General features: G+C 45.0%; 24 protein-coding genes. 9 read left to right on the forward strand and 15 right to left on the reverse strand.

The features are described 5' to 3' along the window. The first annotated feature begins 45 nt into the window (after window positions 1-45). Entirely contained in the window at window positions 46-1,512 is a 1,467-nt protein-coding gene (locus MMAH_RS09750; protein WP_013038385.1) for a response regulator, read from the forward strand. Here MMAH_RS09750 and MMAH_RS09755 read toward each other — a convergent pair. Together MMAH_RS09755 and MMAH_RS09760 are read right to left on the reverse strand one after the other, a co-directional pair. Continuing rightward, complete coding sequence (locus tag MMAH_RS09755; protein ID WP_013038386.1) at window positions 1,509-2,570, reverse strand: (Fe-S)-binding protein; 1,062 nt, start codon at window positions 2,568-2,570, stop codon at window positions 1,509-1,511. The genes MMAH_RS09750 and MMAH_RS09755 overlap by 4 nt on opposite strands. Beyond that, window positions 2,567-3,943, reverse strand: coding sequence for an FAD-binding oxidoreductase (locus MMAH_RS09760; protein ID WP_013038387.1), 1,377 nt, complete (start codon window positions 3,941-3,943; stop codon window positions 2,567-2,569). The genes MMAH_RS09755 and MMAH_RS09760 overlap by 4 nt, the downstream gene beginning before the upstream one ends. An 82-nt stretch (window positions 3,944-4,025) precedes the next feature. On the opposite strand from MMAH_RS09760, the gene arcS reads away from it, so the two are divergent. Both arcS and rimI read left to right on the forward strand, forming a co-directional pair. Beyond that, on the forward strand, window positions 4,026-5,858 hold the full coding sequence (gene arcS / locus MMAH_RS09765) for an archaeosine synthase subunit alpha (protein ID WP_013038388.1): 1,833 nt from the start codon (window positions 4,026-4,028) through the stop codon (window positions 5,856-5,858). A gap of 18 nt (window positions 5,859-5,876) precedes the next feature. Continuing rightward, entirely contained in the window at window positions 5,877-6,362 is a 486-nt protein-coding gene (gene rimI, locus MMAH_RS09770) for a ribosomal protein S18-alanine N-acetyltransferase (protein WP_013038389.1), read from the forward strand. Window positions 6,363-6,369: 7 nt separating this feature from the next. Here the strand turns inward: rimI and MMAH_RS09775 are convergent, their stop codons facing one another. Together MMAH_RS09775 and MMAH_RS09780 are read right to left on the reverse strand one after the other, a co-directional pair. Further along, window positions 6,370-6,654, reverse strand: a complete 285-nt coding sequence (locus MMAH_RS09775) for a UPF0058 family protein (RefSeq protein WP_013038390.1) — start codon at window positions 6,652-6,654, stop codon at window positions 6,370-6,372. A 218-nt stretch (window positions 6,655-6,872) separates the two neighbouring features. Then, on the reverse strand, window positions 6,873-7,463 hold the full coding sequence (locus tag MMAH_RS09780; protein ID WP_013038391.1) for a diacylglycerol/polyprenol kinase family protein: 591 nt from the start codon (window positions 7,461-7,463) through the stop codon (window positions 6,873-6,875). 207 nt (window positions 7,464-7,670) lie between these two features. On the opposite strand from MMAH_RS09780, the gene MMAH_RS09785 reads away from it, so the two are divergent. From MMAH_RS09785 to tes, 3 genes are all read left to right on the forward strand, one after another. After that, entirely contained in the window at window positions 7,671-8,153 is a 483-nt protein-coding gene (locus tag MMAH_RS09785) for a 3-isopropylmalate dehydratase small subunit (protein WP_013038392.1), read from the forward strand. A 25-nt stretch (window positions 8,154-8,178) separates the two neighbouring features. Beyond that, window positions 8,179-9,306, forward strand: a complete 1,128-nt coding sequence (locus MMAH_RS09790) for an isocitrate/isopropylmalate dehydrogenase family protein (RefSeq protein ID WP_013038393.1) — start codon at window positions 8,179-8,181, stop codon at window positions 9,304-9,306. 106 nt (window positions 9,307-9,412) lie between these two features. After that, window positions 9,413-10,891, forward strand: coding sequence for a tetraether lipid synthase Tes (gene tes, locus MMAH_RS09795; protein WP_013038394.1), 1,479 nt, complete (start codon window positions 9,413-9,415; stop codon window positions 10,889-10,891). A 12-nt stretch (window positions 10,892-10,903) separates the two neighbouring features. On the opposite strand, the gene MMAH_RS09800 is transcribed toward tes, so the two are convergent. From MMAH_RS09800 to MMAH_RS09845, 10 genes are all read right to left on the reverse strand, one after another. Continuing rightward, on the reverse strand, window positions 10,904-11,869 hold the full coding sequence (locus MMAH_RS09800; RefSeq protein ID WP_013038395.1) for a DUF128 domain-containing protein: 966 nt from the start codon (window positions 11,867-11,869) through the stop codon (window positions 10,904-10,906). Between the two features lie 61 nt (window positions 11,870-11,930). Then, window positions 11,931-13,580 carry an ABC1 kinase family protein gene (locus MMAH_RS09805; RefSeq protein WP_245526228.1) on the reverse strand — a complete coding sequence of 550 codons (1,650 nt, stop codon included), beginning with the start codon at window positions 13,578-13,580 and terminating at the stop codon, window positions 11,931-11,933. Between the two features lie 64 nt (window positions 13,581-13,644). Next, window positions 13,645-14,013 carry a phasin family protein gene (locus MMAH_RS09810; RefSeq protein WP_013038397.1) on the reverse strand — a complete coding sequence of 123 codons (369 nt, stop codon included), beginning with the start codon at window positions 14,011-14,013 and terminating at the stop codon, window positions 13,645-13,647. A 113-nt stretch (window positions 14,014-14,126) separates the two neighbouring features. Further along, entirely contained in the window at window positions 14,127-15,845 is a 1,719-nt protein-coding gene (locus MMAH_RS09815) for an ABC transporter ATP-binding protein (protein WP_013038398.1), read from the reverse strand. Between the two features lie 29 nt (window positions 15,846-15,874). Beyond that, a complete protein-coding gene (locus MMAH_RS09820; protein WP_013038399.1) occupies window positions 15,875-16,618 on the reverse strand; it encodes a geranylgeranylglyceryl/heptaprenylglyceryl phosphate synthase in 744 nt (247 codons plus the stop codon). 8 nt (window positions 16,619-16,626) lie between these two features. Beyond that, window positions 16,627-16,776, reverse strand: coding sequence for a 50S ribosomal protein L40e (locus tag MMAH_RS09825; protein WP_013038400.1), 150 nt, complete (start codon window positions 16,774-16,776; stop codon window positions 16,627-16,629). A gap of 87 nt (window positions 16,777-16,863) precedes the next feature. Next, on the reverse strand, window positions 16,864-18,294 hold the full coding sequence (gene gatB / locus MMAH_RS09830; RefSeq protein WP_013038401.1) for an Asp-tRNA(Asn)/Glu-tRNA(Gln) amidotransferase subunit GatB: 1,431 nt from the start codon (window positions 18,292-18,294) through the stop codon (window positions 16,864-16,866). Beyond that, the gene (gene gatA / locus MMAH_RS09835) at window positions 18,295-19,716 is read right to left on the reverse strand and encodes an Asp-tRNA(Asn)/Glu-tRNA(Gln) amidotransferase subunit GatA (protein ID WP_013038402.1); all 1,422 of its coding nucleotides are present in this window, start codon (window positions 19,714-19,716) and stop codon (window positions 18,295-18,297) included. It lies immediately after the preceding gene. Window positions 19,717-19,725: 9 nt separating this feature from the next. Next, window positions 19,726-20,007 carry an Asp-tRNA(Asn)/Glu-tRNA(Gln) amidotransferase subunit GatC gene (gene gatC / locus MMAH_RS09840; protein ID WP_013038403.1) on the reverse strand — a complete coding sequence of 94 codons (282 nt, stop codon included), beginning with the start codon at window positions 20,005-20,007 and terminating at the stop codon, window positions 19,726-19,728. A 71-nt stretch (window positions 20,008-20,078) separates the two neighbouring features. After that, on the reverse strand, window positions 20,079-21,242 hold the full coding sequence (locus tag MMAH_RS09845; RefSeq protein WP_013038404.1) for a Coenzyme F420 hydrogenase/dehydrogenase, beta subunit C-terminal domain: 1,164 nt from the start codon (window positions 21,240-21,242) through the stop codon (window positions 20,079-20,081). A 98-nt stretch (window positions 21,243-21,340) separates the two neighbouring features. On the opposite strand from MMAH_RS09845, the gene MMAH_RS09850 reads away from it, so the two are divergent. Together MMAH_RS09850 and MMAH_RS09855 are read left to right on the forward strand one after the other, a co-directional pair. Next, a complete protein-coding gene (locus tag MMAH_RS09850; protein ID WP_013038405.1) occupies window positions 21,341-22,318 on the forward strand; it encodes a radical SAM protein in 978 nt (325 codons plus the stop codon). Between the two features lie 96 nt (window positions 22,319-22,414). After that, window positions 22,415-22,627, forward strand: coding sequence for a hypothetical protein (locus MMAH_RS09855; protein ID WP_013038406.1), 213 nt, complete (start codon window positions 22,415-22,417; stop codon window positions 22,625-22,627). Between the two features lie 3 nt (window positions 22,628-22,630). On the opposite strand, the gene MMAH_RS09860 is transcribed toward MMAH_RS09855, so the two are convergent. Beyond that, entirely contained in the window at window positions 22,631-23,611 is a 981-nt protein-coding gene (locus MMAH_RS09860; RefSeq protein ID WP_013038407.1) for a restriction endonuclease, read from the reverse strand. A gap of 322 nt (window positions 23,612-23,933) precedes the next feature. Here MMAH_RS09860 and trxA point away from each other — a divergent pair, with 322 nt between their 5' ends. Then, entirely contained in the window at window positions 23,934-24,326 is a 393-nt protein-coding gene (gene trxA / locus MMAH_RS09865) for a thioredoxin (RefSeq protein WP_013038408.1), read from the forward strand. Window positions 24,327-24,339: the final 13 nt, after the last annotated feature.

Consider the following 24,339-nt stretch of genomic DNA (forward strand, 5'->3'; position numbering starts at 1 on the left):
TGTATATATGCTATGTATATATATGTACTCTGAAGGAGATAATTCATGCTTCAAAAGAAGCAATTAGAAATACTGATGGTAGATGGCAGGCCCGAAGATACCGATATTATTGAGAAGATGTTTCAGGCAGAATATACCATAACAAAGGCAAATTCGGGAATTGACAGCTTAAAGATAATGGAAAAAACAACTCCTGACGTGATATTGCTGGATATTAACCTCAATGATATCAGTGGCCATGAAATCTGCAGGATCATCAAGCAACGTCAGGATACACGTGCCATTCCCCTGATCATCATATCAGGCATAAACGACAGGGAAGAAAAAATCAGGGCCTTCAATAATGGTGCGGATGATTTTGTCCTGAAACCGGTTGATGAGTTCATACTCAAAAGCCGTATTGAAACCCTGCTAAAAGTAAAAAGGTTGCAGGAGCAGATCCGCCAGGAAAGGGATCTGGCACTCAAGTACATAGATACGGCAGGTTCCATAATGATAATCCTGGACCGGCATATGAATATCAAACTTGCAAACCAAAAAACTGCAAAGGTGCTGGGATATGAGGGCTCCGTACTCGTGGGTAAAAACTGGATTGACAGTTTTGTTCCTGCAGAGGAAAAAATAAAGGTCAAGAAGCAATTCAAAAGACTAATCGAAGATGAAAGGGGCATACCCGAATACCTGGAAAATCATATTATAAACCGCAAAGGAGAAAAGAGGTTAATTCGCTGGCGCCAGACCGTTTTGAGGAATGATGAGGGAGAAGTTGGAGAAATAGTGGTTGCCGGTGAAGATGTTACAGCCCAGAAAGAAACTGAAGAGCAACTCAAAAAGGCCCATGAAGAACTAAAAACTATTGATCAGGTCAAAAAAGAATTCATTGCCAATACCAGTCATGAACTTCGCACTCCCATGATATCCCTCAAAGGCTTCAGCGACCTTCTCAACAAAGAAAGGCTCGGAGAACTTGGCCCAGAACAGAAAAAAGCCATGGAATCAATATCCCGCAATTCAATATTTCTTCACAGACTCATTGAATCATTGTTTTATGCAAATGATACAACCAGAAAGAACATACGCTATTCCTTTAGCTCCCTAGATATAAACAAATTTTTAAAAGAAATACTACAGGACATTTCCATTCAAATCAGGGAAAAAAGAATCACTACAGATACCTGTTTTGATGACAAAAATTATGAAATTTCTGGTAGCTATAATTACCTCAGACGAGTATTCCTCCACTTGCTGGATAATGCCATCAGGTTTTGCCCGGCAGATTCCACAATATCCATCAAAACCCTGAAAAGGTGCGAAAATATCGATATATATATCGAATATGTGCCTGAATTGCCAGACACAATCGAAGACAACAAATCCCCTCTTGAAAGCGTGGATAGAGCAGGCATACGTATGTGTCAGGAAATCATTGAAACACACAAAGGGGGGATGAAAATAACAGAAACCGAAAGCCTCACGCAAATTTTCGTGAAACTCCCCACACTTCAAAATTAACACATGGCCTTTTCAAGTAGCTCAATAATATCTATGAGCTCACGGTCTTCTGCAGCCATCTCAAGATTTGAGCGGCACAGGGGACAGGAAGTTACGAGTAATTCGGCCTTTTCTGGAACCTCATCCATTCTTTTGGAAGCGAGGGACTGGGAAAGGTCTGAGAAACTTCTCCTCACACCACCTCCGCCACCACAGCAGCGTGCATTTTCATGGTGCGTGTCCATTTCCTCAAGATTGCAGATACGCCTGATAACATTGCGTGGTGCTTCGTATATACCATGTGCCCTGCCTATATGACAGGGGTCGTGATAGGATACGGAAATATCAAGTTTTCGGATATCAAGTTCATCGAGTTTTTTCTCTAAAAATTCGGATACATGAAGTACCTCAAACTCATCGGGATAATCCTTTTTCAGGGTAGTGTAGCAACCAGCACATCCCGTGATTATGGTTTTTGCCCCGCTTTTTTTTATCTGCTCCAGGTTGTGCCCGATCAATTCGGAGGCATCAGAGCCTGTGCGAAGCAGAGGAGACCCGCAGCATACCTCATCCTCCAAAACACCCACACCTAATTTCTTGAGGATGTCAAAAGTTTTGCGTGCAACTTCCGGATACCTGTATGCAGTCATACAACCTGCAAAATAAACATATTCGCATTTATCAGGCAGTTCTTCTTTCTGCGCCGGTTCAAGCCAGTGCAGGCGTTGCCGGGATTCGCGCAGGGGATTGCCCCATTCAACAGTGTCATTTTTGAGTTTTTCCTGGGCCTTGCTGGCTCCGACCTTGCGCACAACAGCTGCACGTGCATTTTCAACTACATCCGGCGGTGTTGCCCCCGAAGGACACATTTGCTCACATATACCGCAGGTTGTACAGGTATCCAGGGAAAAACGGAAACTGTCATCAATATCCGAATCATCATCGATTTGCTGGGCGATGAGCATTCGGCCCCGTGCATTGGTGGATTCCCAGCCATATTCATTGAAAACGGGACAATAAGCCCTGCAGGTTCCACAGTGCACACATTTCAGGATAGACCTGCGATGTTCATCATTCATTTATCCACCCCCAATTTGCCGGGATTGAGGATTCCTTTGGGATCAAGGGCTTTCTTGATGAGGGACATTACCGGCAGGGACGTAGGATGCTCAAGTTCCATGTAGTTTGCGCGTGCACCACCAATACCGTGTTCTGCGGAGACCGTCCCCCCTAGTTCTATTGCCTTGCGGTAGATAAGGTCAGCAGCCCTGTGGAGCTTTTCCCATTCTTCCTCACTGAGCATATCTATACTCATACCGGTATGCAGATTGCCATCTCCTATATGGCCATATATCATAATCGGAATTCCTACTTCATCGGATATCCTGTGTACATTCTTGATCATTTCGGGTATCTCTTTTATCGGTACACCTATATCTTCCCCTACGTACACCCGATTGCGCAGGGGGTCCAGCCGACTGATTGCCGCTCCCACGATACGCCGGGCAGCCCAAATGCGGTCACTCTCTTCCTCGTCCCGTGCCGCACGTATGTCATCTGCAATCCCTTCACATACCTTTTTCACCATTTCTGAAGCCTCGGAGACTTCCCCCTGAGAACCGTCCACTTCAACCATAAGAATAGCACCTGCATCAGGGATATCAAGACTCGGATCATAGGATTTCAGGGTACGGATCGTGGTACTGTCCAGTATTTCACAGGCTGATGGAATTGTACCCGAGGAAAGGATACGCACAACTGCAGCCCCCGCTTTTTCCGCACTATCAAAGGAGAGAAGGATTACCAGTCTGGTGCGGGGCAGGGGATGAATTCTCAAAACCGCCTCGGTAATTATACCCAAAGTTCCTTCAGAACCTACCATCAGGGATGTCAGGTCATAACCTGAAGCCATTTTTAGTGTTCTTGAACCGGTCCTGATGATGCTGCCATCCGCCAGAACTACTTCAAGGTCCAGCACATAACGTTTTGTAGTCCCATATTTCACGGAACGCATTCCGCTGCCATTGTTTGCTATAAGGCCCGCCAGAGTACACATAGCAGTACTTCCCGGGTCGGGAGGGAAGAAAAACCCGTGGGGTTTCAGGGTTTCGTTTAGCCTGGAATGCACAACCCCGGGACCGATGGTTACCTGCAGATTATCAATGTCTATATCGAGAATCTCATCCATACCGCTCATGTCCAGCACAATTCCACCACATACCGGGACTGCGCCACCTGCAAGCCCACTGGCAGCACCCCGGGCCACCACAGGCATTTCTATTTCAGAAGCAAGTTTTACTAGCTTGCTCACCTGTTCTGAATTATGTGGACGTACCACATATTCAGGACGACCCTTTACCTGGGATGCATCCGAAGAATAGCAACAGATGTCTGAGGCCGAATTACTTACGTTTTTATCGCCGACTATCTCCTTCAGCCTGTTAAGAAGCATATACGTTCAACCTGTAATGTATTGATCAATATTATGTGATTGAGTAGAAAACGTTTACATCTATATAGTTCTATTCTATGCCATGACCAGATACTTTGAAGTCCACCAGCGAGACGGGGCTGCAAGAAAGGGAAGCCTCTATCTCAACAAAACGATCCCTACACCAACGGTAATTGACACTTCTTCCCTCAAACCAGAGGCTGAAGGAGATATAATATATCCAGGCAATCAGTGGCATTTCGGGAATGGAAAAACGGCAACACAAGCCACCCTGGGATTAAGGGATCGTGTGGGGAAAGATAAACTCATAATTATGCCTTCCTGCACATATTCACCCATGATAACAGGGGAAGTAACCTGTGAAAAGATAGATGTGCCAGCTGAGGAGGGACCCACTGGAATAGCTTATTCTGAAAGAGACCCGGAAACTACACGGGACCTCTATGTGGCAGACGGCATCGGCTGTCATGAAGGCAACCCTCGCAGGCTGCTGACAGCCCTCATCGATATAAGGAAGAACATTGCACCGGACTCGGCCCTGTATGCACCGAATATCGCCTTGCCTGAAAATGTTGCCATGCTGATTTACCTGGGAGTGGACATCCTGGATACGACAAGGGCAACTATCGCGGCCTTTGAAGATAAATATATGACACCGGTCGGTTTCATCCATCTGGACAGACTAACAGAATTGCCCTGCTGCTGTGCCCATTGCAGCGGCATGAGTGCAAAAGAAGTAAAGGATATGGATAAAAAGCAACGCGCCCGCCTAATTGAAAAACATAATATCGCCACCCTTGAGACAGAAGTAGCCCTTGTCAGGCAACGGATACGCAGTGCCTCTCTCAGGGAATACGTGGAAGGAAGATGCCGTCATGACCCCGCCCTTGTGGCAATGCTGCGTTTGAGTGATGCAGAATACGATTTCCTCGAAGAGAGAACAGCCCTATTCAAACCCGCAGCCCTGCTTGCAACAACCTCTGAATCCCTGACAAGGCCGGAAGTTGTACGCTTTGCCCGACGAGTACAGCAGCGATACACACCACCAGAAAAAGATGTCCTGCTACTTTTACCCTGTTCGGCCCGCAAACCTTACTCTATTTCCATGACCCATTCCAGATTCCGCAAGGCACTTGGCAAAAACCTCAAACTTGTGCAGGAAGTCATAATTACCTCACCTCTGGGAATAGTACCCCGGGAACTGGAAGTCACATACCCTGCCGCACATTATGACACCACAGTAACCGGTTATTGGGATGCAGAGGAACACAGATGGGTAGAGGAATGTCTGGAGGACTTCCTTCTAAAACATCCTTACAAACATATTGTAGCACATGTGGAAGACGAATATCGCAGTATATGTGAGAACGTATCCAATAAACTCGGATTGGACATAACTTACACATCCGACGGAAATGTGACCTCCTCAACCTCCCTGCACAAACTGGAAGATACGATGAAAGAATTGTGTGACGGGCTCAGCTACAGAGGAGATTACAGACGGGACATGCTAAAAGCCATTGCAGATTACCAGTTTGGTGCAGGTTCCGGTGAGACCCTGCTACCCTCTGATTCAAAAATTAAAGCCCCTTTCCCTCGCTACCAGGCATTCCTGAATAAGGAACAACTAATAACCCTCATTCCCGAAAATGGTACAATAGCCCTGACAATTGAAGGAGCTAAAAGAATCATTGAAACAGGAAATTATGTTGTAAATATCGATAATTTCGTGCCACGGGGTTCAATACTGGCTCCGGGGGTCATAGATGCAGATGAGCGGATTCGCCCCAATGACGAAGTATTCATATGCGGAGATAAAGCATTCTGTGTCGGACGTGCTGCAATGAGCGGCCCCGAGATGATACATTCAAACCGGGGCATTGCCGTGGATGTGAGGCACGTCAAAAAATTGTAAAGGCCCGGGAGGGGAACATTGCTGTTTAGAAGATTCGAAGGAAGGGACTTTGCCGAGGTGCTACAGATTGAAATGGAGGCATTCGAAGACCATGATCCCTACACCTACATGAATTTCTATGAAATGAATCCGGAAGGTTTTATTGTTGCTGAAAGCGGAAAAACCATTACAGGTTTTGTAATGGGATACCGCAGCAGTGAACAGGAAGGGAGGATATTTTCCCTTGCTGTTAAAAAAGAATTCCAGAGAAAGGGAATCGGTCAGGCATTATTAAAGGTAATACAGAGACATTTCCGCAACCGGAATGTAAAATATGTGCGCCTAGAAGTACGTGCCAGCAATAAAAGCGCCCAGCGTCTTTATAATCGCATGGGATTTATTGACTGCTGGTATGAACCTGGTTATTACATAGATGGAGAATCCGGAATAATTATGAAGAAATATCTATATCCCGCAGGTTTGCATGAAGATTTAATGGCAGATGATTGGTCTGCCATATCTTAATTTTCATTCAGTTACTATGTGAAACCCCATTTCCTGATCTCTCGGCAAACTCCTGCATCCTGATAGAGGTCCTGCTTACACTGGAGATCTCATCTTCTGAAATGATGGATGCCAGGTGATTACCGAGGATAAAGATTGCATGCTTATGTTCTGCTTTGCTTCGATGGATGTGAACCGGACTTATGGAGAGGGAATTATAATCCTCAAAATCATGTTCTACACCCTGGTCTTCCAGATACCTTTTGATTTGGGCCATCAAAGTATGCAACTGGATCAGTTCATCTTTGTGCATTGTAACAACCTGTATTATATCAATTTAAAGCAGCATAGACTCAGAAATAGAATCTAAATGAGTTAGATAAAACCATTCCCTACGGAAAAGGACTGCTTTGTTATATTATATATTATTTTCTATTTAATTACAACTAATAATGATTAACAATACCGGATCCAAAGATATTGTATCCGGCTTCGTAAAGGAAAGCGTCTAAAAATATTACTTAAATGGTTTTAAAAGAATGCTTTTCCTAAAAGCATTGCCACAAGTGCAGTAAATGGTATAAAAAGGTTGTCATGGCGGGAAATAGAACATTCCGTGATCATACCGGCCACACTACCAACAACAGCCAGCATTCCAACAAAATAAAATCCTACTATAGAAGATAGGATTATTCCGCCGGTAGTGCCCTCCACTGTCTTGCATGAGCCAGGCAGCTTCAATCTCCCCAGATGACCAATCAGCGGAGCTACTCCATCACCCAGAGCCAGAACTACCATGGAAGCATAACATATGCCTTCGTCTACAAAATAACTCAGACCCAGAAGTATAAAGAAAGAGAGGATGTAAAACAGAGGGTCCAGTGCGAACACTTCCTTCTCCCTGCTCCTCCATAAAAGACCATACACATACCTTTTATTTTCAGCCGGTTTGATAGCTTCCATAATGAGAAAAATAAGTGTTGCACTCGCAAGTGCCAGTGCAGCATATTCCCTTCCATAAATATCCGCAACAAAAGGAACCGCCACTCCCGACATATGCACTATTTTACGTAAAGGAAGCGCCTTATTGCCACACAATGAATGATTGTTGAAAGCTGCCATAGTCGGGAATCGGCAGGTAAGTGGATATATTTTGCTATTGGAAATGCGATATAACCATAAAGGATGTTACAAATTGTTATTTCAGATGAAATATGGGACAAATATACCGTTCAAGGATGAGATTATTATATGATTATCTAGTATTATTAGCACAATTCTGGATACAAGATGCCATCTCATCCAGTGATTTGATTTGCCGGTGATAGAATGGAAGGAAAAGTATGGAAATTCGGAGATGACGTGGATACTGACGCGGTTATCCCGGGAAGATTTCTGGTCCTAAACACCCCTGAAGAGCTTGCAGCGCATGCATTCGAAGGAGTAAGACCGGATTTTGCAGAAAGTGTAAAGGAAAATGACATAATCGTTGCTGGAAGCAATTTTGGCTGCGGATCATCCAGAGAACATGCACCCCTGGCATTAAAAGGGACAAAGATTGGATGCGTTATTGCAAAATCCTTTGCAAGAATCTTTTTCAGGAACGCAATCAACATCGGTGTACCATTACTGGAATGTGCTGATACCGACAGCATAGATGAGAATGATAAACTTAAAGTGGATATTTCCACCGGTGTAATCGAGAACCTGTCCAAAGGAGAAAAATATCAGGCAACCCCTCTCCCTGATTTTGTAAGGGAGATTGTAAACGCCGGTGGACTGATAGAATACACACGAAAGATAATCGATTAACCTGATAATACGGAGATAATTAACAATGACCCAATATAAAGTACCTGTAATTCCCGGAGATGGTATCGGCCCGGAAATCGTAGCAGAGGGAATGAAAGTTATAGATGCCGCAGGAGAGAAATTCGGATTCGATGTGGACTGGATTGAGTATCCGCACGGTGCTGACCATTACCTTGAAACCGGGGAGCTGATAAGCGAGGACACACTCAAGGAACTCTCCAACTATTCAGCCATATACCTGGGTTCTATAGGAGACCCCAGGGTTGCCCCGGGTGTACTCGAGAAAGGCATCCTGCTTGCTGCACGTTTTTATTTTGACCAGTACGTTAACCTGCGTCCAATAAAACTTCTCGAGGGAGTATGGACTCCTTTAAAGGATAAAACCCCGAAAGATATTGATTTTACAGTGGTAAGGGAAAACACTGAAGATTTCTATATAGGAATCGGTGGAAGATCCAAGAAGGGTACCAGCAAGGAAATGCTTGAGGTCTCACGTTCCCTGTACTCCGCAAAATTTGACCTTGACATCGAAACCGACAGTGAGGAGATTGCCTACCAGATAGGAATGATCTCCAAGGAGGGTACCAGAAGGGTTATCGAGTATGCCTTTGATCTTGCAGAAAAGCGTGACAAGCATGTGGCTTCAGTGGATAAGGCAAATGTGCTCTCCGATATATATGGATTCTGGAGAGAAGAATTCGAAGACGTGGCTGCCACCCACCCCGATGTAGAAACAGATTTCAACTATGTTGATGCTATTACCATGTGGTTTGTCAAAAATCCAGACTGGTTTGATGTAGTTGTAACCCCCAACATGTTCGGGGACATAATCACCGATCTGGGCGCAATGATACAGGGAGGACTGGGACTTGCACCCGGCGGAAACATCAATCCCGAAGGAACCAGTATGTTCGAACCAATCCACGGTTCTGCACCCAAGTACAAGGGACAGAACAAGGTCAACCCTATCGCCACAATATGGGCCGGTTCCATGCTGATAGACCAGCTCGGAGAAACCGAAGCTGGTGCAAGTATTGTTTCTGCCATTGAACAGAACATAATAGAAAACAATGTCAAAACCTATGATATGGGAGGCAGCTCTAAAACCTCCGATGTGGGAGATGATATTGCCAGAATAATACTTGAAGAATAAGTGAAATTAAAGGGAGGTTTGCTAATGGGGTAATGCATACCTCCCTTATTCAGGCACCTGACCAACAGGTGCAGAACGTAAGTTCACAAATGAGAAGGGTACACATATGCATAACACTAAATCTGTTTGTCCGGAATGCAAGAAAATCATTGAAGCTACCGTATTTGAAAATAATGGCAGAGTATTGATGGGAAAAGAATGTCCAGAGCATGGGAAATTCGAAGAAGTCTACTGGTCGGATGCCAACCTGTATCGAAAATTCCAGAAATACCAACATGAAGGAACCGGAGTTTCAAACCCGCTGACTTCAGGTGATGCGGGTTGCCCATTGAGTTGCGGACTTTGCCCGTCCCATAAAACAACAACCCTTCTTGCAAACATCGATGTTACAAACCGCTGTAACCTCAATTGTCCCATCTGTTTTGCCAATGCAAAAACCCGGGGCTTCATTTATGAACCCAGTTTCCAGCAGATAGAAGATATGCTAAAGATCCTGAGAGAAGAAAAACCAACCCCCTGTGCGGCAATACAATTCTCAGGAGGAGAACCAACTGTCCGAGATGACCTGCCCGCCATGATCCAGAAGGCAAAAGAACTGGGGTTTGTCCAGATCCAGATTGCTACAAACGGTGTCAGAATTGCAAAAGATATTGCATTTGCCCGAAAACTGAAAAATGCGGGATTGCATACAATATATCTCTCCTTTGATGGGGTCAAGGAAGAAACTTACCAAAAGATACGTAATTTCAATGCCCTGCCCATAAAAAAAAAGGCAATCGATAATTGCCGTGAAGCAGGTATTCAAAGTATCGTTCTCGTACCCACCCTCGTCAAAGGGGAAAACGACGATCAACTTGCCGAAATCATTCGGTTTGCCACCGATAAGCTGGACGTGGTGAAAGGAATCAACTTCCAGCCTGTGGCGTTCACCGGCAGAATTGACAGGCAAAGCAGGGAAAAACAGAGATTTACCATCCCTGACCTGATAAAAGGACTTGCAGATCAAACTTACGGGGAAGTGCCCGAAAAGGCCTGGTACCCAATACCCTTTGTGGTGCCCATCTCGCGTTTTATAGAAGGGATACAGGGAAAATACCTCCCCGAATTCACAGTCCATCCGCACTGTGGAGCCGCAACATACCTTTTTGTGGAGAAAGACAGAATCATACCGATTACGGATTTCCTTGATGTTGAAGGATTCATCGAATTGCTTGATAATGCCACAAAAGACCTCAACGGTACAAAAACCAGGAATCTGATCAACCTCGCCAGGGTAGTTCGGGAAATTCCAAAACTGGTAGATCAGGAAAAGGCCCCTAAATCAATCAATGTTACAAAAATGCTGATTAACATAATAAAAGAAGGTGAAAAGGAAGTTGCCAGCCAATTTCACCGGAAATCGCTTTTTGTTGGAGCAATGCATTTCCAGGATCTCTATAATTTTGACCTGGAAAGAGTTTGCCGCTGTGGCATCCATTATGCCACACCAGATGGAAGGATAATTCCTTTCTGTAGTTACAATACATTCCACAGGGATGAGGTGGAAGGACAATTCCTGAAACCCTACAATTTAAATGCAAAATGAAAACAGATTATCTCACAGGGTTTTCATTGTTCCATAATCCATTATCGTTGAAACGGGCCTTGTAGTTACATCAATACCGTATTCTTCAACAACAGCCAGGGCATTTACTCCTGCAGAAACAACAATTCCCGACAGACCAACATCTACAGGTGCTCCCAGCACATTACCCGATTCGTTATCCATCGCAAGCAACCCGCCTATATCAGATTCATGCAATTGCTGGAAAAGAAGGCTGGCATCTCCAACAGCAGATTGCGGAATACTACGCATATTAGCCAGTATGGTACCGGAACCCGACTGGAGCAAACCTGTTACCGATGTGGATTGGCGCATCAAAAAAATCTTAATTGGGTCTATAGATGTACCCCTGTACGAAATCAGGTCTTTAAATACCACGGGTTCATTGTTTTCCACAGAAAGAATACCCCCGAAGTTCGGTTTTACCGGAATTCCATGCCGCAGGAGAATTCCATCAAAAGTAATACTGCAAACTGTCGCAATCCCCACTTTTCCCGCTGGAACAAATATATCCTCCGAATCTTCTTCAAAAACTCCCACTCTGGGACTTATTGAGTAATCAACTGCACCTCGCATCAAGCCGGCAGTTTTTTCAAAATCATCCTTGTCCACATAGGATACGTTTACAATCACATTCCCTTGCTTTTTTACCGGATCATAATCTGTGCGATAGATCAGGTCCTCAATTCTTGTGATTACAAAATCAAGCCTGTCACCAATGAGGGCCTCTTCCAGTTCATCCTTACCTTTTAACGTGATGGAGCGACCTGTATAGCCGTGTTTTTCGGTAAAGCCACGCTCGTCCAGTATCCTGAGGTGATAGCGTACAGCCCGTTCACCAAGATTGTAACCCCTGTTGCGTAATTCGTCGGCAATGATACGGGCACCTACAGGCCTGTCACTTTCATTGATAATACGCATGATTTCGATAAGTTTTCTTTCGATCTGGGGGTCAGTCATAGGAATCCTCCGTTTTTATGGACATTCTATTTAGCATATTTGCAACATGTAAATTGTGATGTTATAGACTTCCAGTCCTAATAATATATATAATCAGACCCATCCCGAAAATCCCGGCAGCAAGGAAACCAAGCAGACCAAATAACGGAACTCCCCACACCTGGGGTTCCATACCGGTTTGTATAACCAGGGAAGAACCAACTATAATGGCAGAAATGATAAGACTGAAAGCAAGCCGGTTGGAGGCAACACTTATTTCCGCAAGGAGACGGTCGGTGCCTTCATGTTCAAATTTAAGATTCAGGTAGCCTTTTTCGGCAACCTCGAGAATGTGTGAAAGCTGCAAGGGGGCACGACTGAGAAGCCTGCTTACATACCAGAGATTCTTTGAACTGTTTTTGGCCATATTACGCGGAGAAAAGCGTTTTTTCATGAATTTACGTGCATAGGGCTCGGCGACCTCAGTTACATTGAAATTCGGGACCATTTGCATAGCAAACCCACTTACAGTCATTACTCCTTTAAAGAGCAGGGCAACATTCGGAGGTACCTGTATCTGATGCTTACGCAAAAGGGACAGCATTTCAGAGGAGACTTCTGTGGCATCCACCTGATCTAACGTGCGCCCGTAATACTTGAAAAGGAAATGGTCATAATCCGCTTTGAAGGACCTCACATCCAGTTTTTCGTCCGCCACTCCTAGGTCACGCATAACCTCTATGTATTGGGTACTATCCCCGTTTGTTATGGCTATTAGGGCATCTATCAAAAGCCCACGCATATCTTCGGACAGATGACCTGACATCCCGAAATCCAGCAGGGCGATTCTGCCGTCTTCCAGGGCAAATATGTTACCCGAATGGAGATCAGCATGGAAAAAACCATGTTCAAAAACCTGTTTCATGAATGCTTCAGAAACATTTGTGGCAAGTTTTTCCCGATCCAGATTCTCATTTGCCAGCTTTTCAAATTTGTTACATTTTACCCCTTCAATGTATTCCAGGGTCAGGATGCGATCGCTGCTGTAATCATTGTATACCTGGGGAATTACAATAACAGGATCATTTTCAAAGTTGGTCAGGAAGTGTTCGATGTTCCTTGCTTCCTGCGTGTAGTCCATTTCGGAATGAATGGACCTTGATAATTCATCTACAACGGCTACCGGATTGTAGAGTTTTATTTCCTCGATGTGCTCCTGGGCAAACCCGGCAAGACTGTACATGATATCCAGGTCCGCCTCAATGATGCGGCGAATACCCGGCCTCTGTATCTTTACAACCACATCTTCCCCGCTATGGAGGCGTGCTTTATGGACCTGCCCTATAGATGCAGCTGCAATCGGTTTTTCATCAAACGCGGAAAACAGTTCAGGTATATCACTGCCAAGTTCGGTCTTGAGTACTGCTTTTACATCTTCAAAGGGAAAGGGAGGGACATCATTCTGAAGTTTTGTAAATTCCTGTGCGTACTTAAGGGGTATCAGGTCTTCCCGCATGCTGAGTAACTGGCCGAATTTGACATAGGTGGGGCCCAGTTCTTCAAGAACCTTACGTGCCCTTTCCGGACGGGTATCAGTTTCCTGCTCCCTTCCAAACCGACCCTTGACACGACTACGAACAGAACCCTTTGACCAGAGGCCCATTTTATCCACAAAATAACCAAATCCGTTCGATACGAGTACATCTATGATGCGCCCGTATCGCTTGACCATTGAATATCTGTGAGAAATACCCGGTACCATGGTATCAAAAAAGAGATATTAGAGATGAATGGTATCAGGACCACTCATCATTTTTTTCATGCTTGCCTTTTTCTCCAGAGGGTGCATCCTCTCCCAGAGATTTTGCAAGCATTTTTTCAAGCCGGTCTATTTTTTCTTCCAGGTTCTTTACATGTTCCTGGGTTGCAACATCAGATTTATTGACAGCTTCCTTGACCCGGGAAGACATCTTTTCCTCCATCTCTTCCTGCTGCTTCCTCTTGGTTTCAATCAAGTCCGTCACGAACTTTTTACCCTCTTCCCTGTTGATTTCCCCACTCTCAACAAGCTCCTTCACATATTCATTGATCTTCTCTTCGGTCAGGGCATACAAACCCACGGTAAAAAGCCCAAATTTTTTCATATAATATACAGGATCGTACATTTTATTAAACCTCCAGAAGTATATTGTGTTTCACTATATATAAACGAAATGAAAATAGGCAGAAGAAAGAATTAGCACACAAGTTGAAAACTGTATCAGCATAAAAAATCAGATTACTTTGAAAGCAGCCCATCAATGCCCTTTCCAATGTAGGTTACACCGGTCGATTCTATGAAGTTATCACATACATCCCGGGCATTCCCTTCTTCAATCACCGAACCTCCGGATACCAAAGCTGCCCTGTGGGCCACTTCTTTCACAAAATCCATGTGATGGCTGACAAAAACTATGGTAGTGCCAAACCTGCTATTTATTTCCTTGAGTGAATTGGTAACATCCCTCAGAGTAATCGGGTCAAGGTCTCCAAAAGGTTCATCCAGCATGAGTATGTCCGGAGATGTGGCAAGAGATACTGCAATATAAGATCTCACATGTTCTCCACCACTTATCTGTGCAGGTTTTTTTCCAAGTATTTCAGGAGAAAGATTCAGAGCATTAAATACAGGTTCTGCATATTTGGCCACATCAAGGTCCGGCCAGGCGGGGAATAATTCAAGGTAGACCTGTGGTGTCAGGCCCATTTTTGAAAGGGATTGTTCTTTTTCTGCCTCTGCCATATCTGGCAACTGATAAATCGTATCCAGCATCTTTTCAGAAATACCCATCTCCTCTGCTTTTTGACGGGCGTGTTCTACCGCACCCTGTCTTTTTAGCCTGAGTTTAAAGGCGATATGTTGTCCTATTGTAGAATGAGGGGACAACGTAAATTCCTGATGCATTATACTCATTCTGCGGCGCATTTCCATTCTTTGGGGGCTGAAACGGGAAATATCAACCCAGTTATCCTCAAGGGAATAAAGGACCCTTCCACTTTGGGGTTCAAGCAGGCCGGCAAGCATCCGTAACAGGGTTGTCTTGCCACTTCCGGAAGGACCTATCAAACCCAGTATCTCACCCCTGTTAACAGAAAGAGAGATATCCTTCAGGTCCAAAACTTCCCCTACCCTCCAGAGAGAATAACGCTTGGCAATATTTTCTGCCCTGACACAAACCTCTTCTGAAAAAGTACCCAGAGGTTTTTTTTCAGCCATTCCATGAAGGAACTTATCCAGAACTTCGCCGCAACTACCCGATGCCACAATTTTTCCTTCATCAATGTAGAGCATATCATCGGCAAGGTAACTCAATATTTCCGGAAGATGGGATACTACCAGAATAGGAATGTTGAGTTTTTCTTTCAGAAGGAGAATTATGTCCAGTATTTGCTGTTTGGAATCCGGCCCTGCCATTGTGACAGGCTCATCCAGCAGCAGCACAGATGGACGGGATGCAAGCTGGCGGGCAAGAATCAGACGTTGTTTTTCTCCTCCACTCAATGCTCCAGAGAAATGCAGGGCTTTTTCCTTCAAACCGACAATACCCAGATAGGCCATTGCCTCCTCGTACATTTCGTCATAAAGAGGATGATCGTTTTCCGGGAGGGCTTCGTAACCCTGCCTTGCATAATAAAGCCTGCGGATTATATTTTCAACTGCTTTACCGGACCAGAGGCTGAAATTGCGCTGAAGGTGAAGGGCACTATTACACATCAAAAAACGCTGACCGGCTTGTCCCATATCCGAATCTATAGCCGTACCGTCAATCTCAATAGTTCCACTGTCAAAGGTTTCAATTCCACGTAAAATTTCAAGCACGGTAGATTTACCGCTACCGCTTTTGCCTGTAATGCCAAGTATTTTGCCATTCTGTACGGTAAAACTGATATCCTTAAGTACCTGTTTTTTCCCGCAGGGAGAATCGTAAATTTTTGAAATACCTTTTACTTTAAGCATTTCCCCTCCTCTTTAAGGGAAATCCATTTTTAATTTTTGATCGCTGAAACGAATTCAGCAATCTTTGCGCGGACATCGCCAGCATCTTCCACAGCGGTACCTGTCACGATCATATCCGCTCCTGCCTTTGCACAGGCAGCTGCAGCATTATGATCACGGATACCTCCACCTACTATCAAATGTCCTTTATCAATAGCATGTTTCACAGCACCCACCATTTCAACTGGAACCGGTTCATCTGCACCCGAACCTGCCTCGAGATAAATATAGCGCATCCCGAAATATGTTCCTGCAAGAGCATAGGCTGCAGCAAGCTCCGGTTTTGTGCGGGGCAGCAAACGTGCATCCCCTACCCATCCAACCGTACCGCCTGGTTCCACGATCAGATAGGCCATTGGGATCGGTTCAATACCGAACTTGCGTACAAGAGGGGCACCCATCGCCTGGTTGGTAACAATATAGTTGATATCCCTGGAATTAAGCAGGCTCATGAAAAAAATAGCATCGGCGTATGAACTCACGCCTGCAGAATCGCCGGGGAAAAGAATCGTAGGCACATTGATTTGTTCTTTCATCAGCTGAAGGGTCAGGTCAAGAACCTGGCCCACCGCTCCGGTGGAGCCCCCAATCATTATCGCATCAGTGCCTCCCTCAACGGCAGCTTTTGCAATTTCTACCGCTCTTTCAGGTTTTTGGGAGGCGGGGTCTATAAGTGTCAGATGGACACAACCGTCCCTCTTCACGATGTCATTGAGGTATTCTTCCACCTGCATCAGACAGATCAGCCTCTCTTTACTTCCTTGGATTTTACACGGAGATTTTTGTAACCACACTTTCTGCACTTAACAGCCCTTACAGCGTTACGGGCATTGCAATTCATGCAGATCTTCTTGTTAAGTATACGTTCCTCAGCTTCGGGGAATCTTGCCATATTCTCACCTTTGTAATAATTGTAATTAAATTAATAGTATCGGGCTGGCTAGATAGCCCTCAAAACATATAATTGTTTTGGGGCGAATCATCGATAATTCTTATCGATTTCCTCCAGCATCATCTCACGTACTGAGCGGGCATCCGCACGGCCACGTGTTTTCTTCATTACCTGGCCCACAAGGAAGTTCAGGGATTTTTCCTTACCTGCGAAATAATCCTCCAGAGCCTCGGGGTTTTCTTTTAAAACTTCCTCTACGGCCTGGTCGACCACATCTCCTTCTACCTTCAGCAGGCCCTTCTCCTTCACAATGCCCATCGGGCAACCGCCTTCATCAAGGATATTGCGTATGATCTCCACAGCTCCCTTTTCGGTAATCTTACCACCGACTACCAGCTCAATGATCTTTACCATATCTTCAACGGTAAAGGAAGCTATGGTGAGGTCACGGTAATTAAGCTCTCCCTTAAGGACATCGGAAACCCATACAGCTGCTGCGGCAGGGTCTACCTGTGAGGCAACCTCTTCATAGAAATCCGCCACCCTGATGTCAGATGTCAGCGCCTTGGCATGGGTATCCACCATCCTGTAGTCTGAAATGAACCTGCTGCGCCTGGCATCAGGCAGTTCGGGAAGGGTTTCAAGGATACCGTCGACCCAGCTTCCGACCCTCATAGGTACCAGATCGGGTTCGGGGAAATAACGATAATCGTGCTCTTCTTCTTTGGTCCTCATGGAAATAGTGACCCCACGGGCCTCGTCAAAGTGACGTGTTTCCATAACAACCTCTTCTCCCCGGCGTTTGATATTCTTCTGGCGCATGATCTCATAGAGCAAAGCCCGTTCGGCACCTTTGTGGGAAGAGATGTTCTTAACCTCGGTACGGTCACCGCCACCTATGGAAATATTCGCATCCACCCTCATCGAACCTTCCAGGGTACTGTCGAAGACATCCAGATACTCAAGGATGTTACGCAGTTTGTCCAGGAAACGTCTGGCTTCCCGGGGACTGCGCATATCCGGTTCGGAAACTATCTCAATCAAGGCCATACCCGAACGGTTGTAATCAATCAGTGTACCCTTTGACCTGTCAATAGAACCCATATGCATAAGTCTGCCTGGATCTTCTTCCATATGGGCACGCCTGATCCGAACGACATGTTCACCATCCTCACCTTCAATTACCACCCTGCCGTCACTGACAATCGGATAATCATACTGGGTAGTCTGGAAACCTTTTGGAAGATCGGGATAGTAGTAATTCTTACGATGGAACTGGGTTTGTTCCACAATCTCACAGTTTAAGGCCAGTCCGATCCTGATAGCATACTCCACAGCCCTTTTGTTCAGCACCGGTAGACAACCGGGAAGGCCCATACATACCGGACATACATGAGTATTGGGTTCTGAAGTATGATAATCCGTGGAACAACCACATAATAACTTGGTAGCAAGTTTGTTGAGCTGGACATGTATCTCCAGGCCTACCATGACACCATCGGGGTTTTCGTATACCATTTATACCACCTCTCCGGCCAGTTTGGTATGATGATCGGTATTTTTCTCAAAGGCGTTGGCTGCTTTGAGAATAGTAGCTTCATCAAAGTATTTCCCGATTACCTGCAGTCCTACAGGCAGACCTTCGGAAAAGCCACATGGAACTGATATGGAAGGTACCCCTGCAAGATTGATCGGGACAGTGTTGACATCCGAAAGATACAGGGAAAGGGGATCATCCATTTTTTCCCCTATCTTAAAGGCAGGAGTGGGCATTGTGGGTGCCATTAATACATCCACATCCTCAAAGGCTCTTTCAAAATCCTGTTTTACAAGGGTGCGTACCTTGAGGGCCTTTAGATAATATTTGTCGTGATAGCCCGCAGAAAGAGCATAGGTTCCAATCAGGATACGCCTTTTTACCTCTGCACCAAACTTTTCCTGCCGGGTCTTTGAGGCCATCATATGCCAGTTCTCCCCCTCTGAACGAGTGCCATAGCGAGTACCGTCAAAACGGGCAAGGTTGGAGGAGGCTTCACTCATGGCTATGATATAATATGCTGCCAGTGCATAGGGTGTGTTTGGCATGGAAACTTTTGTGTACTCAGCTCCCATGTCCTCGAACTTACCAATGGCATCCCATACCAGTTTCTGTACGTTATCATCGATGCCTTCCCCGAAGTATTCTTCAGGAACTCCGATCTTTAACCCTTCCACATCGTCCTGAAGGGCATCAGTATAGCCGGCATCATGGTTGACACAAGTTGAATCCCGGTTATCATATGTACCAATAACGTCCATCAGGGTTGCGATGTCTTCCACACGGTTTGCCAGAGGTCCGATTTGTTCCAGGGAATTGGCATAGGATACAAGGCCGTATCTGGAGACTGCCCCGTAAGTAGGTTTCAGGCCCACAGTCCCACAGAATGCTGCCGGGCAGCGTACCGAACCACCTGTATCCGAACCCAGTGAAACAGGAACCTGCCCTGCAGCCACAGCAGCGGCACTGCCCCCAGAGGACCCACCGGCCACTCTTTCTGTATCCCAGGGGTTAAGAGTTGGACCATAGGTACTTGTTTCAGTGGAAGTTCCCATACCAAACTCATCCATGTTGGATTTGCCGATTATCACCGCACCTGCCTTTCGCAATCTTTCGATCACATGAGCATCATAGGGTGGCACATAACCATTCAGGATGGCAGAACTGCAGGTTGTGGGTAATCCCCTGGTAGAAATATTATCCTTGATTGCAATGGGCACACCTGCAAGAGGTCCTTCAATGTTCAGAGAGTCAGCTTTTTTAGCCTGGTCAATAGCGTCTTCTGCAACACAGGTGAAGGCGTTAATGTCACTTTTCTCTATTCTATCCAGATAGGAGGCAACAACTTCCTCGGCTGATGAGGAACCTATCTTGTTTCTTATAACAGATAAACCATCCAGCATTTTTGGCCCTCAGATGATCTTTGGAGTTTTAATGTAACCTTCCTGTACCTCTTCAGCATTTGCAAGAACATCATTCTGCTTCAGGGAACCTGTTGGCTTATCTTCCCTGAATACATTAATGACATCGGCAACGTGGTATGTAGGTTTGACATCCGAGGTATCCACCTCATCCAGCTGTCCAAAATAATCCAGCACAGTGCTTAGTTCCGATGCAAATTCAAAAGCATCCTCCTCATCGATATTGACCCTTGCAAGCCAACCGATGTGTTCTACCTGTTCCTTTGTAATCATAATATGGAGCCTCTGTAAGCGTTATATAGCGTATGTGTTACACAAAAGGTAATGCTATTAATATGTTCTTATCAGGTCTTTTTACTCCTGCGATTTACACTATACATCTGTACCTTCTTCATCCTGGCAAGATTGAGCACCCTATCCATCTCATAATCCTCCAGCGGACGGGCTTCCAGGAAACCATTTTCCACAGCTTCATTGAATATCTCATAACCAATACTGGATCTGGCAAGAACCGTGGTATAACCATCCGGCGTACCAACACCTCCAAAGCTTATATCGGAATTTTCTGCCGCCATGTCGGTACAGAACTTACATGAGGAAGACCTGTATTCATCAAATTCGGACAGAGAAAACCTGCTTATCTGACCTGCCTGTTCAAACTCGAACTTACCCTTACGGATCTTCATTGCCTCAATATCCGCAAGTCTCATACCATGGTTTTCAACAAATTCCCTGATGCCTTCGTACGAAAATGTATCCATACAGAATAGTCCCAGACGCAACACATTGGCTCTCATGAACAGATGCAAAAAACCATAGGGACTGCGCTGCATTTTGTGGACTGCATCTATATTACAACTGGGACCCACAAAAGCTATACTTCGCATACCTTGCTGAATGGCCTGCATCAATTGTTCCATTGTCATGCTGTGAGAATACATGCTACCAGAGGACTCAAGCACCTGTGCACGGTCCTCAGCAATAATTGCAACTGGTTTCCATGGTTGGTCCTTTGACTGGGTGGTTACTACCGCACAATCAATCAGACCTTCCTCCAGTCCATAAGCCAGCAATGCCGTAACAACACCTCCATCCTGCCCCTCATGCCGGTCAAGCAGGCTTTTGGCACTGTATGCAAACCTGAGTTTGCCTACAAGTTCCTCTTCTGTAGTCATAGTACGGGGGCACTGGTTATAACACACACCACAGGACGTACATGGGCCTACAATCTTGGGACGTTTATCTTCTATTGCTATGGATTCACAGGATGCAGCACATGCTCCACAAAGGGTACATATACCCGGCTTGATAACATCTTTGTTAAGTTTGCCAAAAGAAACACGTTTTTTTTCGTCAAGACTACGTTTGAGACGTATTACACTTTTCTTCATCTCATTAAATGTTTTCAGGCATTCACTTGAACAAAAATAATAAGTCTGACCATCATATTCCTTCTGGAAAGAAGTATCTTCCTCGATCTCTTTTTTACAAATCGGATCCTGCTTCATTATATCCACCGCAAAACTGTCTACAATAGAATTTGTATGCACTATTAATAAACTGATGGCAGAAAACTATAATTAATCTTATCTCCCATCATGAATACATGGATGCCCAGACCAAAGCCGAATTACTGGCAGCAGGAAGAGTGGCAATCGATGAAAAACTACTCGGACAAAACATTGTTTCAAGTGCAGGACCTGGTGCAGGGAAAGTAGGTTTCTTTTTTAATTCCGGAGGGCTCCGGGTAAAGCTTGGAGCAGATACAAAATCCCCTTTAAAAGCGATTGAAAAGGATGGAAAAATCTGTATCTACAAAGATGAGAAACTCCTTGCCTGCGGCCAAATTGAAGAAGAACTGCTCCACTGTCCCGAGCAGGCGTATATCAATATTACCGAGACCTGTATCTTTGACTGTAAATTCTGCCCGGTCCCAAAACTCAATGGCAGGGTCAAATCAGTGGAAAAAGTGCTGGACATGATAGAAAAAGCACATGATACAGGAAAGATGAAAGCCATATCCATCACTGCCGGGGTTGATGAGACAGTTGAAAAGGAAGTTGAAAGAGCTGTTGAGGTTGTCAGGAAGTGCAAAAGGTACCATGTACCCATAGGCGTTTCGGTATATCCCACAATCAATTCCAACAAACTGCTAAAAGAGGCCGGCGCAGATGAGATAAAATATAATGTCGAGACCATGGATCGCCGGCTTTACAGCGAGCTGTGTGGCGAACAGGACCTTGATTTTATACTGGACTCCCTTTCCGAAGCTGTCCGGATGTTTGGCAAGAACAGGGTTTGTTCCAATTTCATAATAGGCCTGGGAGAAAATGATGAGACTGTAATGCAGGGAATACAGGAACTTGTACAAAGAGGTGTGGTTCCTATCCTTAGACCTGCGGCAAGCCATCCCCTGAGAAAGGGAGAGGTTAATATCGAGAGACCTTCAAAGGAACGTATCCTCCAACTCACCCGTTTCCTGAGAGAAGAACTGGATCAGGCCGGACTTGATACAAGGCTTTTCAGAACAATGTGCCTGCCGTGCACAGGTTGTGACCTGGGTCCCCATAGGGACCTGGGATGAAGCCCCAGTTGACAAAAATTCGTGCATTTTGATAAAAGATGCCGCTGTGTCAAAATAAAGGAAAGTATTTATTGCAAAAGGATTCCAAGGGTGACTATGAGTCTGTTAGAAAAACTCTATAACATCAATGTGGGCTATATCATAATAGCAGGGATTGTCCTGACTGCTCTGCTCTTTAGATTCCTCCTCCAGTATGCCGAAGAAGGGAATCTGGTACTTGTTATATTGCTTGGTCTTGCTATTGCTTTTGTGGCCACATTGATTACAAGGGTCATCAAGAACCAGCGCTATTTGAAGCAACTTGAATAACATTCATTTTTTACCCAGGCCTTTCAGGATTGCCTCTTTCCAGTCTGAGGCGTTTTCCACATCATATATGTGCCTGATAATACTTTCCTTTGATTCAAGGATTGCAAGTTTATCCCTGTGTAAAATGCCCTGTTTCTCGATCTCTGCCCCTGCAATATCCTTCAACCTGATAGTTTCAATGTTGCCTTTATCCATCATGAGGAATCTGCGGTTGGTAAGTACCAAAAAACCCTTTTTTTCCTTTTCAAATTTCAGGAGGGTTTCACCCCTCAGAAAAGAAGGACGAAACAATTCAAGATTCTCTGCAAAACTTTTCGGCTCCCTGATCGAAAGGGCCAGTACCTCAGGATGTTTCTCATCGATTACTATATAAAGCGAGTTTGTAGCCTGTTTCAAACCTATAATAGAACTTGCATCTATTCTCCTGATAAGTTCTTTTTTCTTTGAGAAAAGGGTGGCAGTTATTTTTTCAAAATAGATATGTTTCTTTGTGAGTACCAGCCATATCCTGTCCCCTTCAATTGTTGCGCTATGTCTTCCAAACACTTCCTCCCCGGTTTCAAGCACGTCAACACCCCACCTCTTCCGGTGGAAACTCTCTCCTTCATCGGGACAATAATGATTAAGCATCTCAGTAAGCAGTGGGCCTTCTATCAGTTTGAGGTTGTGTTTTGCCCCTTCCTTTCTTCCTTCACCGGTAAAACTGGAAGTGGTAACAATAATTACTCCATCCACATCTTCCCTGTAGGACAGGCTGCCATATTCACGTACCTCCTTGACTCCGACAGGGCCTGAATAACGTTTGGCCTGGACAAGCCATCGGTGGGAAAGACCAAAATTGTCAATAGATATTTCGATATCTACGCCCCCGTCCCTGCTCTGTTGTGTAGAGCGGGTATTATAGCCCATTTTCTCAAAAAGATGAGCTGCCAGCCTTTCGAAATCATAAGGGTCAAGACTGAGCAGTTGATTAATTTCCCACATCAAATCATTCATCCACGGTATAGGACAGGCCGCATTCCGGACAGGAATACGTTACTGTTGTGGCAGCGTTTTTATTTTTATTCTCTATTCTATCCATCCAAGTGCCACAGGTTACACATTTCTGATCGAATATTGTGCGGTTGCTTGATTTTTCACCATCTGCTTTTGTAATGTAGACCCCTCCAGGACAGGCAATTGTTGGTTGTGCACTATTTGTGAATAACCATACAAACCTTTAAATGTATGCAATACATAGCTAATTGGTAATTGATCAGAATCACAGATATAGCTTATGAAATATCTAAATAATGCGAGGGGAAGCATGGACGAACTCGAAGAAATAAGGAAGAGGAGAATGGAAGAGATAAGGACAGATCTCGAAAAGGCCAACTGGCCTGCAGAAGCCATGATAATATCAGATGCCGATTTTGAAGACTTTGTAAGCCGCTATCCACTTGTTGTAGTGGATTGCTGGGCAGAATGGTGTGGCCCGTGCAAAAGGGTCGGACCAATAATAGATTCCCTTGCCGGGCAGATGCAAGGAGACGTTGTTTTTGGCAAACTTGATACGGACCAGAACCAGCTTACTGCGAGAAAATTCCAGATCACCGCAATCCCAACCCTTCTTGTGTTCAAAAATGGGCAACTTGCAGACCGAATGGTGGGCGCATTGCCAAAAGCAAACATACAGGAAAAACTTAAAGCATTCCTCTAAGGGGACGGATTTT

The organism is Methanohalophilus mahii DSM 5219, from assembly GCF_000025865.1.
Taxonomy (GTDB): domain Archaea; phylum Halobacteriota; class Methanosarcinia; order Methanosarcinales; family Methanosarcinaceae; genus Methanohalophilus; species Methanohalophilus mahii.